Source organism: Halorubrum orientale, from assembly GCF_059623105.1.
Genome location: NZ_JBSPSR010000008.1, coordinates 42,873 through 55,834 on the forward strand (window position 1 = coordinate 42,873; position 12,962 = coordinate 55,834).

The 12,962-nt window shown below is 61.9% G+C and carries 11 protein-coding genes; 4 read left to right on the top strand and 7 right to left on the bottom strand.

Features of this window, described 5'->3' with window-relative positions:
* The first annotated feature begins 3 nt into the window (after nucleotides 1-3).
* The 3 genes from ACWUI7_RS10120 to ACWUI7_RS10130 are packed head-to-tail and all read left to right on the top strand — an operon-like array spanning nucleotide 4 to nucleotide 3,544.
* Nucleotides 4-1,188 (top strand): ABC transporter permease, encoded by a 1,185-nt coding sequence (locus ACWUI7_RS10120; RefSeq protein ID WP_496642104.1) that lies wholly within the window; start codon nucleotides 4-6, stop codon nucleotides 1,186-1,188.
* Entirely contained in the window at nucleotides 1,185-2,225 is a 1,041-nt protein-coding gene (locus ACWUI7_RS10125; RefSeq protein WP_496642105.1) for an ABC transporter ATP-binding protein, read from the top strand. The genes ACWUI7_RS10120 and ACWUI7_RS10125 overlap by 4 nt, the downstream gene beginning before the upstream one ends.
* Nucleotides 2,222-3,544 carry an ABC transporter ATP-binding protein gene (locus ACWUI7_RS10130; RefSeq protein ID WP_496642106.1) on the top strand — a complete coding sequence of 441 codons (1,323 nt, stop codon included), beginning with the start codon at nucleotides 2,222-2,224 and terminating at the stop codon, nucleotides 3,542-3,544. Before ACWUI7_RS10125 ends, ACWUI7_RS10130 begins: the two co-directional genes overlap by 4 nt.
* Before the next feature lie 154 nt (nucleotides 3,545-3,698).
* Here the strand turns inward: ACWUI7_RS10130 and ACWUI7_RS10135 are convergent, their stop codons facing one another.
* The 6 genes from ACWUI7_RS10135 to tpiA all read right to left on the bottom strand — a co-directional run bounded on the left by ACWUI7_RS10135 (nucleotide 3,699) and on the right by tpiA (nucleotide 11,390).
* Nucleotides 3,699-5,396, bottom strand: a complete 1,698-nt coding sequence (locus tag ACWUI7_RS10135) for a sensor histidine kinase (protein ID WP_496642107.1) — start codon at nucleotides 5,394-5,396, stop codon at nucleotides 3,699-3,701.
* Nucleotides 5,397-5,659: 263 nt separating this feature from the next.
* A complete protein-coding gene (locus tag ACWUI7_RS10140) occupies nucleotides 5,660-6,430 on the bottom strand; it encodes an SDR family NAD(P)-dependent oxidoreductase (protein WP_496642108.1) in 771 nt (256 codons plus the stop codon).
* Between the two features lie 56 nt (nucleotides 6,431-6,486).
* Nucleotides 6,487-7,260, bottom strand: a complete 774-nt coding sequence (locus ACWUI7_RS10145) for an acyl-CoA synthetase family protein (protein WP_496642109.1) — start codon at nucleotides 7,258-7,260, stop codon at nucleotides 6,487-6,489.
* Nucleotides 7,261-7,330: 70 nt separating this feature from the next.
* Nucleotides 7,331-8,485 carry a molecular chaperone DnaJ gene (dnaJ, locus tag ACWUI7_RS10150; RefSeq protein WP_496642110.1) on the bottom strand — a complete coding sequence of 385 codons (1,155 nt, stop codon included), beginning with the start codon at nucleotides 8,483-8,485 and terminating at the stop codon, nucleotides 7,331-7,333.
* A gap of 187 nt (nucleotides 8,486-8,672) precedes the next feature.
* Complete coding sequence (gene dnaK / locus ACWUI7_RS10155) at nucleotides 8,673-10,565, bottom strand: molecular chaperone DnaK (RefSeq protein WP_496642111.1); 1,893 nt, start codon at nucleotides 10,563-10,565, stop codon at nucleotides 8,673-8,675.
* Between the two features lie 180 nt (nucleotides 10,566-10,745).
* A complete protein-coding gene (gene tpiA / locus ACWUI7_RS10160; protein WP_496642112.1) occupies nucleotides 10,746-11,390 on the bottom strand; it encodes a triose-phosphate isomerase in 645 nt (214 codons plus the stop codon).
* 151 nt (nucleotides 11,391-11,541) lie between these two features.
* Here tpiA and ACWUI7_RS10165 point away from each other — a divergent pair, with 151 nt between their 5' ends.
* On the top strand, nucleotides 11,542-12,267 hold the full coding sequence (locus ACWUI7_RS10165) for a DICT sensory domain-containing protein (protein ID WP_496642324.1): 726 nt from the start codon (nucleotides 11,542-11,544) through the stop codon (nucleotides 12,265-12,267).
* 38 nt (nucleotides 12,268-12,305) lie between these two features.
* Here ACWUI7_RS10165 and ACWUI7_RS10170 read toward each other — a convergent pair whose 3' ends face one another.
* Entirely contained in the window at nucleotides 12,306-12,839 is a 534-nt protein-coding gene (locus ACWUI7_RS10170) for a multiprotein bridging factor aMBF1 (protein WP_496642113.1), read from the bottom strand.
* Nucleotides 12,840-12,962: the final 123 nt, after the last annotated feature.

Genomic DNA, 12,962 nt, shown 5'->3' on the forward strand with positions numbered 1-12,962 from the left:
CCCATGACAGAGAACCGTCCAGACCGATTCGACGAGGTGGAGTGGAGTGAGATCTCGCGGTCCCGTTGGTTCGAGCCGTCGGTCAACACGCTCGGGCTCGTCGTGACCCTCCTCCCGCTTGTCGTGCTCGCCGGGTACGACCGGGCCGTGCTCCCGGCGCGTACACCGACGCTTGCCGTTTTCGGCCTCGGGTACGATCTTACCGCCGTCGACTACCTCTTCGTGGTGACGCTGGTGCTGTTCGCGTGGTACCTCGTCGTTCCACTCGCACAACACCCGCGGATGACCCGGCGGTACTGGCGTGAGTTCAGGCGGAACCGACCGGCGGTCGTCGGACTCGGCTGGCTCGGGGTCGTTTTTGTCGGTGGGCTCTTCGGCCCCCTCGTCGTGAGCGCACCCGAACAGAGCGTGCTCATCGGTCACCAACCGCCGGCGTTCTTCTCGGTGGACGCCGCAAACGTGGCGACCTGTGTCGGCGAGCTGCACAACGGCCGCTGTCACGGGACGCTCACACACCCACTTGGTACCACGAATGGGGGTAAAGACGTTTTCGCTGGGATCGTCTATGGGATGCAAATCAGCGTCAAGATCGCCTTTATTACGACCACGATTGTGGCGGCGATCGGCGTCTCCGTCGGCACCGTGAGTGCGTACGCCGGCGGGTGGGTCGACGAGATTCTGATGCGGTTCGTCGATATCGTCCTCTCGTTTCCGACGCTGTTGATGTTCCTGCTCATCCTCTACATCTACGGCGCCGGGCTCGGGATGTTCATCCTCGTCTTCTCGCTTTTCGCCTGGGGTGGTACCGCACGGTACGTCCGCAGCAAGTCGCTCTCAGTCGCCGAAGAGCCGTTCGTCGACGCGAGCCGGATGAGTGGCGCAACGACCGCACAGGTCGTCAGGCGACATGTCGTGCCGAACACCGCGAGCAGCATCATCACACAGCTCACGCTTCTCGTCCCGGGATTCCTCCTCGCAGAGGCCCAGCTGGCGTTTTTGGGACTCGGCGACTCAGCAATACCCTCTTGGGGGCAGCTCATCGCCGCCGGTCGCAGTGACCTCTCATTCGCGCCGTGGATCGTGCTCGCGCCAGGGCTCGTGCTGTTCGCGACCATCCTCTCGTTCAACTTCCTCGGTGACGCGTTGTTGGACGCATTGAACCCAGAGACGGAGGCCGAGAGCCAATGAGTGAGGACCCACTGCTCGCCGTCGAGGGGCTCACGACGACGTTCGAGACTGATGCGGGACGGCTCGTCGCAGTCGACGACGTGGATCTCACCGTGGATGCGGGCGAGACGGTGTGTCTCGTCGGCGAATCGGGCTCGGGAAAGACCGTTGCAACGGAGTCGATAACGGGACTCGTCGACGCACCCGGCAGTGTGATCGAGGGCGCCGTCCGGTTTCGTGGGCGTGATCTCCTCGAACTGTCAGAGTCTGCGCTACGGTCCGTCCGTGGCGCTGAGATCGCCCACGTCTTCCAGAATCCACAGGAGGCGATGAATCACTGTTACACCGTCGGGTGGCAGATCGCTGAGGCGATCCAAGTCCACGAGTCCGTCTCCAACGCCGAGGCTCGGGCCCGCGCCGTCGAGCTCCTCGACCAGGTGGGCATCGCAAACGCGAGCGCCCGGGTTGACGACTACCCCCACGCGTTCTCCGGCGGACAAAAACAGCGCGTGATGATTGCAATGGCACTCGCTGGCGACCCGGACCTGCTCGTCGTCGACGAGCCGACGACCGCCCTCGACGTCACCGTCCAGGCACAGATCCTCTCGCTGCTCGCTTCGATCCAAGAGCGACTGGGGACGGGAATCTTGTTCGTCACCCACGACCTCGGCGTCGTCGCACAGATCGCTGACCGAGTCGTCGTGTTGTACGCCGGGAACGTGATGGAGCGTGGCGATGTCATCGACATATTCGAGCACCCGGCACATCCGTACACGCGCCGCCTGCTCGAGTGTGTCCCCTCGATCGGCGGCTCCGGCAGCGGTATCCCCGGTACCCTCCCGGATCTCCGTACCCCGCCCGACGGCTGCCGATTCGCTCCCCGGTGTGAGCACGCGGAGGCGGCGTGTCGAGCCGGCGGCCAGCCCCCAGAGCACGCGGTCGGGACGAGCCAGCAGGCCTCCTGTGTGCACTACGGCTCGCGCGGGGACCCGACCGTGCTCAACCCCGATGACGACGCGGCGTGGCGGAACGAACCGCGAGGTGAGCCGGAGCGATGAGCGACGAGCCGCTGCTCTCTGTCACCGGACTGAAGAAGCACTATCCGGTGCGAGAGGGACTGTTGAATCGCCAGGTCGATGTCGTCCGCGCCGTCGACGGTCTCGACCTCGACGTGGCTCGTGGTGAGACGCTCGGCGTGGTCGGTGAGTCCGGCTGTGGCAAGTCGACGACCGCGAGAGCAATAACTCAGCTCGAAACGCCCACCGACGGCGAGGTGGTGTTCAACGGAAACGGACGCAGCGGTGCGACGCGGACCCCCGACGGGACACACCCGAACGACGTGACTCGCTTTTCAGATCGAGAGCTTCGTCGGTTCCGTCGCGGTGTGCAACTCGTCTTTCAGGACCCGAACGCCAGCTTCGACCCGCGGCGAACCGTCGGTGAGGCCGTTGCGGAACCACTGCGTGTGCAGGGAATGACAGACGGGGACAGACGACGCCGCATCGTCGCGGACCTACTCGAGCGGGTCGGGCTCGCGGGAGCCGACGCCGACCGGTACCCTCACGAGTTCTCAGGGGGGCAAAAACAACGGATCGCCCTCGCACGGGCGCTGGTGGTGAATCCTGATCTCGTGATCGCTGATGAGCCGGTGTCAGCACTCGACGTCTCGGTAAAAGCCGAGATCCTCTCGCTGCTCGCTGACCTCCAGCGCACATTCGACCTCGCGGTGCTTCTCATCAGCCACGACATGTCGGTGGTCAGTGAGGTGTGTGACCGCGTCGCGGTGATGTACCTCGGTGAGGTCGTCGAGACGGGACCGGTTTCGACGGTGTTCGGGGAGCCAAAACACCCATACACGGAGGCACTGCTCTCGTCGGTTCCGACGCCCGACCCGCGTGTCACACCGACACCAATCGAGCTTGACGGACCAGTGCCAAATCCGGCGGACCCGCCGAGTGGGTGCCGGTTTCACACACGCTGTCACCGAGTGATCCAGCCCGACGGACTCGGCATCGATCAGGACGCCTGGCGTGGGGTAGTGCGCCTCTGTGATCGCGTCGCGTCAGCGGAAATCGAGCCGATACGGGTGCGCGAGCAGGCGGCCGCGGGCGACACGACACCGACCGCGACCGATGAGGCAGCACGCGCCCAGTTGCGGGACGCGTTCGATATCCCGAGTCAGCTCTCGTCTGTGGAGGCAGAAAAGACACTCCGTGCGGGACTCGACCAGGTCCTCGCGGGCTCATTTGAGGCGGCGACCGCGACGCTTGCGGAGACGTTTACCTCTCCCTGTGCGGAGCGCGAGCCGCCATCGGTGACCCACGGTGATGCCCACGAGTCGGCCTGTTTGCTCCACGTCGACGACGATACCCGTTGACATCCTCCCCACGCTGAAGCGCGAGGCTTCCCATAGCACCGCACCGCGGGGTTGAGATAGTTGCTCGTGGGAGAACTCCCGTGTATGCGTTGATCCTCTCTAGTTACTCACTTCGTCTGCTCGGTAAATAAGAAGGCTTAGCACCGTTTTTTCACTAAACGATGGGTAGCTCAACGGTGAATATTGCCCCCTCAGGGTCGTTGTCTTCAATCCACACGTCACCGTCATGAATATCAACAAGCGTACTAACAAGATGCAATCCTATTCCGGTGCCAGAACTGTTTAGCCCCCGCTTTCCTTTCCCAAAGATACGTTCTTTTCGCGTATCAGGGACGCCGGGACCATTGTCAGCCACGGTTATCATCACTGTATCTTCGTCATTGGTTGCCGAGACAACAACCTCGGCCATCTTCTTATCATTGTGTTGAACGGCATTCTTCAACAGGTTCCGAAACACAGAGGCGATCATCTCGTTTGCTGCGAGGGTGACTGGTGGTATCTCTGTCCCGAACTCAAGCGCCACGTCGGGGTATGCAGCTTGTATTTCGGCAACTTTGTCTGTTAGCATCGTTTGGAGCGTAACTCGCTGTTCTTCGATGCTGTCTGAGAGCATAACCGCAGATAACTCCCGCGCTGTCTGTGTGAGTTCGACAGCGTGGTCAGCGCTCTCACTGATCGTATTTATATACTGTTGGTTGGCTTCTGTTTCACAGTCGTCATCAAGCATGTCACCATACGCCGTGATCAGTTGGAGGTCGTTGCGTATGTCGTGTCTCAGAACCTGATTGAGCGTCTCAAGATTATCTCGTTGCTGTTCAATCTGTAGCTCATACTGTTTTTGCGCCGTAATTTCGTGGAACACGAACGCGCGCCCTCTCTCGTCTGTGCCGACTGTCGACGCTGACACAGAGAAGCATCGTCTCTCCCCATCGGGTGTCATTGCGATTTCCACCTCGCTGTCGGCCATATCGCTGATCCGGTCGGGACGTCCACCGACTATCGAATCGAAAAGATCGTCTGCCGACATACCCGCATACTTCGGACCAGTCTTGAACACGTCCTTTGCAGCTCGGTTGGCATAGGCGAGACGGTCTTGCCGATCGAGAACAATCGTCGCGTCCTCGATATCCTCTAATAGCGTCTTGTGTGCAATAGGAGTCAACACCAGAAAGTCAGCGTAGAATAGAGCCCAGAGGAACGTCATAGACAAGACTGTGCTTCCTACCATCGTTGCATTGTACAACAGGTCGGGATACGGCTCAAATCCAGTAACTTCGACAACTGCTGTCAGATAGATGACTGCGATACCGCCGAGTATTGTGCGGGCCTGTCGGCGATATCGGCTACTCTCGTCCAAATATACTTGAAAGAACATTCCCAGCATAGCAGTAGCTGCAGCAAACGTCACAATGAGATGAATATTCCACCAGATGCCGAACTCGTACACTGGCATCCCATCTTCCACAACTGTCGGCGCATGTGTATAGAACAGATGGGCGGGATTGAGCCAGATCATTAGTGCCTCCACGCAAAGATATCCACCGATGCTACCCAGTACCGCCGGGTGTTTGAGCCACGTTCGTTCCGTGTACTCTACGGCAACGTACATACCAGAGAAGGCTACGACAGCCGCAGCAAGCCACGAAAGACCCAGCAAGCCAGGAGCGACCAGTTGGCTGTCGAGTCGAGTGCCCGCTCCATAGCTGAGTATCCAGACGGCTGACCCAATTCCGTGGAGGATAAGCGGAGTGCCCCCGGGATTTGACCGATGTCGCCATGCAAACAACGCAACGGTTGCTGAAATGAGAGCTGGGACCCCGAATATCGTCACATCGAACGGGGTTATACTCATACTAAGCAAAGAAAGGAATGAGTGGTTCAAAAAGTGTGTTGGTAAGCGTATAGGGCTATCTTCTTTCGAGGAGAAAATCCCGCCGTGTACAGTACGGGGAGGATGTCACCTAGTACGAACCTGGAGGAATGCTCACTGTCTGAGTGATTGGGGGTGGGCAGGCCGCCATCGGAGGATTAGGTAAAATCGCTCCGTTCCCAGCCTAGTTCCTACTCCTGCGTAGGGCTGCCTGCTCAGTATTGTACAATTGCGGGGCTCGCAGCTCAGGTCAGTCCCGCCATCACGCCGCCGTCAACGTCCCAGATTGCTCCAGTCACCCAGGACGCATCCTCGGACAGAAGGAAGTCGATCACTGCGGCCACCTCCTCTGGTTGGCCGACGTCCCCAGTCGGGTGCATCTCGTCGAAGGCCTGCAGATTCTCGTGGATCTCCTCCGGGTCCATGAATTCACCGTAGATCGGCGTCTCAACCACAGCTGGAGAGACCGCATTGACTCTGACGTCGTCGTCTCCCAACTCAATGGCGAGTTGTTGTGTGAGTGTATGTAATCCGGCTTTCGCCATGGAGTAGGCTGAAGAAGGAGTATCCTTCACGGCCTGCTGTGCCCACATCGACCCGACGTTCACGATAGAGCCCTCTCCGTTCTCTACCATCCCTTGAGCGACGGCCTGCGTGATGAAGAAGAACGACTTGTTTATTTTATGGTATTTTTCGTAGTCCGATTCTGTATGGTCCAAGAACGGTTTGGGTGCAAACGACCCTGCCGCGTTCACCAAGTACTCGATAGACGACGACTCGTTGACTGCGTCAACAAGTTCCGCGACGTCATCATCCTCGAACAGATCTACGACCGAATATTCACCCTGTCCATCCCCTGGAAGGCTCTCTACGGCATCCTCCAGTTTCGTTTCTGTCCGACCAACGAGGTGGACATTGACGCCACGGCGGGTCAACCGCTCTGCTGTCGCCAATCCTATCCCACTCGATCCGCCGATAAGCAACGCCTCGGTCTCGGTCGAAATCTGCGAAGCCATCTATTCTGAAAGTATCGGATCCGACCTAAAACACTTGGTATGTTCCTTTCTCACGTTCAGTCGTGGGTCGATGACAGCTCCGACACCGCGTCGACGACGAGCCGATTTGGCTCCGGCGGTGTGACAGCCTCGTCCGCGACGATGGCGACGTCGCCGCGGGCAGGGTCGTCGGCGATACTGTCACTTCCTGTCTGGGGGTCTCTGTCAAGCACGACTGTCCCTCCTGTGACTAATGGGGCGACGACACCCGCGGCGAGTGCCCGGTAATCGGTGACCGGCGCGCGTACCACCACCCGCGTGTCGGCGTCGATTGCGGCTGTTCTCGTGGCGGCGTCGGCGAGCGCGAGGAGGCGCTGATGCGAGAGTGGACCGGTCGGGTCGCGGACGACCGGGTCGGACGGCTCGACGGTCGACGGGACCATGCCGGGGTTTTCACTCCACAACTCCTGCTCCCAGTGGGTCGTCTCGGGGCGCGTCGGCGGTCCCCCGAAGACCGCGAGGTTCGTTCCGGGCGCCGGGGTTGCTGTAGACTCCTCCGCTGTCGGGACGAGCACCACACGGTCACCGCCGTCGAGACCGGCGGCTGGGTCGAACCGGACCGGGGCCCCGAGTCCGGCCGCGCCGAGGAACGCCAGCGTCGGGTGAAACCCTGGATCCGGGTGTACGGCCACCGTCGCTCCCTCACGCGCACCGAGGTACCGGAGGACGTTCGCGGCCTTGTACGCGTTCGTAATGAGGTCGTGATACGTTCGCTCGCGGCCGTCGGGCGTGATAATCGCGAGGTCCCGACTCCGTCGGTCGCGGGCGAGTAGGTCACCGACAACGTCCATGTGAGAGATGGATTCCCGTGGGGCTTAAACACCCCGTGCGGTCGCGAGGATCGAGACCGCGTCGGCGAGTTCAAAATGTGCTCTTCAGCTTCTCGAAGAAGCCACCGCCGATGTCGATATCTTCGCCACCGGCCTCAGCGTACGCCTCAAGTGCCTCCCGCTGCTCCTCGCTGAGCGAGTCAGGCACCACCACGGCAACGGTGACATAGAGGTCACCGCGACCACGTCGCCGCAGTCGCGGCATCCCCTTCCCTTGGAGCCGGAACCGCTCACCGCTTTGGGTTCCGGGTGGAACCTCCATTTCGACGGTGCCGTCGACGGTCTCAACGTCAATGGTGTCGCCGAAGACGGCCTGTGGGAATGACACCGCCTCGGTGACCGAGAGGTCGTCGCCGTCGCGCTCGAACCGGTCGCCGATGTCGACGTCGACTTCGATCAGGAGGTCGCCGTTGGGGCCGCCGTTCTCGCCAGGCGCCCCCTCGCGCTCCATGCGAAGGCTCTGGCCCGACCGGATCCCGGCTGGGACGTCGACGGACAGCGTTGCCTCCTCGCGAACCATCCCGTCGCCGCCGCAGTCGGGACATACCTCGCTGTACACCTCACCGGCTCCCTCACACTCCGGACAGGTCGTCGTCTGCTGGACTCGCCCGAGCGGCGTCTGTTGGACCTGTCGAACCTGCCCCTGCCCGTTACACTGCGGACAGGTCCGAGCGTCCGCGTCCGGGGGATGGCCCTCGCCACCGCAGGTGTCACACCGCGTCGGTCGCTCGATGGTGAACTGGTTCGTCGTGCCCTCGAACGCCTCTACGAGGTCGATCGTAAACCCCGTCCGGATGTCACTGCCCTGTCGCGGCCGGGAGTTGCTTCGACCACCGGGTCCGCCGCCACCGCCGAAGAACTGATTGAAGATGTCCTCGAAGCCGCCGGCCCCGCCGGCCCCGCCGCCGAACGGGCCGCCAGCACCACCCCGTCCGCCGCCGCCGGTTGCACCGTGTTTATCCGCCTCGGTGTATCGGTCGTGACCCAACTGGTCGTACTGGCGGCGCTTTTCTTCGTCTGTGAGCACCTCTTTGGCCTTCTGGATCTTCTTGAACCGGTCTTCGGCGTCGTCCTCGTCGCTCACGTCCGGGTGGTGTTTCGCCGCCTGCTTTCGGTACGCCTGCTTGATCTCTTCCTCGCTGGCGTCCCGTGAGACACCCAAGACGTCGTAGAAGTTCTCGCTCATGCGTTGCGTTCGATGGTGTGTGGTCGTGGCTGAGTCGTGTTAAACGGCGCGGCCAGGCCGGGCTCCTCGCACACCGCGTGTCGGTGTGGGTCCAGGATCATGCAGCGTTCTGATGATCCCGGCTACTCGTCGTGCTCGTCGGTGTCACCAGAACTGCCGTACAGCGCTGGGTGACTGATGTGCCCGACTATTCGTCGTCCTCGTTGACGTCTTCGAAGTCGGCGTCGACATACTCATCACCGTCGGCGTCGGCGCTAGGACCGCCAGCATCGCCCATACCGCCCATGCCGCCGGGTCCAGCGCCTCCTGCACCGCCCGGGCCGGCCTGTGCGGCCTGCTCTTGGTACATTTGTTTGCCGATCTCTTGGAGCTCGTCGGTGAGCGTCTCGGTGGCCGTCTCGATCGCGTCAGTCTCGGCGTCGTCGTCTTCGAGGACTGCCTCGACTTCTTCGACGGCCGCTTCGATATCACTGATAACGCTCTCGTCGAGGTCCTCCTCGTTCTCCTCGATGAGGGTTTCTGCGCGCTGGATGGTCGTCTCGGCTTCGTTGCGTGCCTCGATGCGCTCGCGGCGCGCTTCGTCCTCTTCGGCGTGTTTTTCGGCCTCTTCTTGCATCTGGTCGATCTCCTCATCAGAGAGGCCAGCCCCTCCCTCGATGGTGATCGACTCGGCGTTGCCGGAGCCTTGGTCTTCGGCTTCGACATTCACGATCCCGTTCTCGTCGATGCTGAATGACACCTCTATTTGCGGCGTTCCGGCGGGTGCGGGCGGGATGCCGGTGAGCTGGAACGCACCGAGAAGTTCGTTCTCCGCTGCAATCTCGCGCTCGCCTTGGAATACGCGAACGTTAACCGACGTCTGGTTGTCGGCCGCGGTGGTGAACACCTTCGATTCCTCGGTCGGTATCGTGGTGTTCTTCTCGATGAGCCGCTCGAAGAGTCCACCTTTCACCTCGATACCGAGCGAGAGCGGTGTGACGTCAAGCAGCACGATGTCATCGACGTCGCCGGAGAGGACCCCGCCTTGGACCGCCGCGCCGAGTGCGACCGCCTCGTCAGGGTTGACGTTCTTTTTCGGCTTCTGGCCCGCCAGCGTTTCGACCTTATCGACGACCTGGGGCATCCGGGTCGACCCACCGACGAGGATAACCTCGTCGATGTCGCCCGTCGAGTAGCCGGCGTCGGAGAGCGCCTGCTCAGTCGGCCCGACCGTCCGCTCAAGGAGGTCTCCCGTGAGGTTCTCGAACGTCGCTCGGGTGACCGATTGTTCGAGGTGGACTGGACCGCTGTCGGTCGCAGTGATGAACGGGAGGTTCACCGTGGTCTCTTTTTTATTAGAGAGCTCGATCTTCGCCTCCTCAGCGGCATCTTTGAGCCGCTGGAGTGCTTGTCGGTCCTCCCGGAGGTCGATGCCGTGATTGTTCTCGAACTCGTCGGCAAGGTGGTCGATGAGCGCCTCGTCCCAGTCGTCGCCGCCAAGGTCGTTGTCGCCGTTTGTGGCGACAACCTCGTAGACGCCACCGCCTAGGTCGAGGACGCTCACGTCGAAGGTACCGCCACCGAGGTCGTACACGAGGACGGTCTGGTCTGACTCATCGTCGAGTCCGTACGCCATCGATGCGGCAGTCGGCTCGTTGACGATGCGTTCGACGTTGAATCCTGCGATCTCGCCGGCGTCTTTCGTCGCCTGACGTTGTTTGTCGTTGAAGTAGGCGGGGACCGTTATCACGGCCTTCTCGACGTCGTCGCCGAGGTACTCCTCGGCGTCGCGTTTGATCTTCTGGAGGATCATCGCTGATATCTGCTCCGGCGTGTACTCGTCGTCGCCGATTGCGACCGTGTGGTCGTCTGCGCCCATGTGCCGTTTGATCGACTGGATCGTTCGGTCTGGGTTCTGGACAGCCTGATTTTTCGCCGGCTTTCCGACGAGTCGTTCGCCGTCGTCGGAGAAGGCGACGACGGACGGCGTCGTCCGATCGCCCTCCGCGTTTGCGATGATCTCAGGCTCGTCGCCCTCCATCACCGCGAAGGCGGAGTTGGTGGTACCGAGGTCGATACCGAGGATTTTGTTGGTCGCCATCTTACTTTTGATTACCGGCTTGTGTCGGTTAAAGGTTACTAGACGCGCCGAAACGCCGGTCGGGCCGAAGTTGACGCAGTCTTGCGATTTCTCCGATCGTGTGAACCGCTCACACCAATGTCTTTATACAGACCCGCAAACGCACTCGCACAGTACCGAAGACTGGTCACCGGGTCCGCGTTACACGCCGGCGACGAGATCTTCGAGCACTGCAACCGGGTCGTCAGCCTTTGCCACCCCAGACGCGAGTAGGACGCCAGACGCACCGAGTTCATCGGCGGCGTCAACGTCGTCGCCGGTGGAGACGCCGGCGCCACAGAAGACGTCGACGTCGCTGTCGACGGCGTCGGCCGCAGCGACGGCGTCCTCGACGATGCCAGGATCTGCCGTCGCCACCGAGACGTCTCCGCCTATCAACGCCGGTGGCTCGACGGCGACTGCGTCTGGTGTGAGCGCCGCGGCTGCACCGACCTGCGCCGGGTTATTCGCACAAACGACCGCCTCGAGGTCGGCTCGCTCGGCCGCCCGGACCGAGGCGTCGATGTTGGCGAGCTTCAGCCGGTTCTCCGAGTGATTGATAAGCGTCCCGACCGCGCCGTTGTCGGCGACCGCCTCTGCGAGAGTCGAGCCGGTATGTGAGCCGTGGTCATTCGGCGAGACGTGTTGTGCCCAGGTCTCGACGCCCGTCTCTGCGACACGAGCGATGTCGGCTGCTTGTGGAGAGACGGCGATGCGCACACCGGAGGCGTCGGCGACGTCACGGGCAGCGGTCGCAACTTCGATCGGGTCACACGGGTACGCCTTGAGGTTCACCAAGATGAACATACACGGGGTACTCGGCCAGGAGTAAAATAGGTTGATCGTTCGCCGCCGCCCCCACTCCACACGCGGGCGAGTGACACTCGCATTGAACACATTCTTATATCCCTACAGGGACACAATGTCACACGACCACGAACCCACGGTCGTCGCTCTCATGTCCCTGATCGAGATCATCGCCGGCATCGAGGCTCGAGAGGCCACCTTGACGGTGTTCGATACTGACCCGGCCGTCGCGGAGGCGCTCGCAGACCACTTTGCAGACCGAAACCTCGCCATCGTCGACGAACGAACTACACACGGTCCAAGTGGGTACGCCGTCCTTGAACGCGACGGCGAGTTCGTCACCGCTGTCTCTACTGGCGAGTTGTTGCCGTCATCGAACGAGCGAGCGGACGGAGACCGCGTCGGGGAGCCGATCCTCGATCGCCTAGAGGAGACGTTATTCACCTCGTATGCGCACGCGGACATGGTCGCCGCCTCACGCGAGATCGAAGACCGGGCCTGGCGCGTCGGCGACGGCGAGTTACACGCCGGGTTCCAGACGCTCGACGTGTTGACCGGCGAGGACCACATCTACGACGCCCTCGGCGGCGAGGCGAATCTCGACGTCCACGCGTATGCCGCCGCAGAAGGCGACCCGCCTTCTGCGGACCGCTACGCGGTACACATCGGTGAGACCGCCGAGATACGTGAGACGTGGTTCGTCGCCTACGACGGTGGCGGCCTCGACACGGCAAAGTGCGTGCTACTCGCCGAAGAACGTGAGCCTGGAGGGTTCTACGGCTTTTGGAGCTACGACCCGGAGACCGTCGACGACGTCATCGACTACCTGACGGAGCGGTACGGCGAATCGACGCCACCGGACGACGCGAAGGTGTGAGACCGGACGTCGCGGTCTCGTGGAGGAGCACCGCGGCGTCACTCCTTTCGTTTGACCACGTCGCCGAGCGTCATCGTCCCAGTGTCGCTCGTCTCCCACTCGGCGTCGACCTCCTCGCCCTCGACGAGCGAGATGTCGAGTGCACGCTCGAGTTTCCGCTGGATGTCGTCGGTCGGGAGCGTGTCACCACGTTCGAGCTTCCGGATCAGACTCGCCTTCTCGTTGAGGTCGTCTGCGAGCGCCTCTTGACTGAGACCGGCGGCCTCCCGGGCGGATCGGATCCGATCGTCGTAGTCGGTGGCGATCTCGTCCATCGTGTCGAACATGTCGCGACGACGAGCGCCGCCGCCCCCGCCGCCCCCGCCGCCGGACGACTCACTCGACGAGGAGCCGCTCGATGAGGTTCCACTGCTCGAACTCGTCGAGTACTTGCTCCCGCTGGTGCTCGACGGCTCCTCGCGGACCTTCGTTCCAAAGTCCGCACAGGAGCTACACAGCTCCAGCTCGGCGCCTTCGACCTTCGTCGTCGTGAGCGAGGCCTGCTCGGCACCACACATTTCACACTGCGGCATAGCCTGCGCTAGCGCAGCCGGTGATATAAAGCACACGCCGCCCACCCACACGATCGAGCGACGAACGGGCGGCGTGAAGATCGTCGGCGCCACAACACACATATGGATTCGCCTACAGTTGGT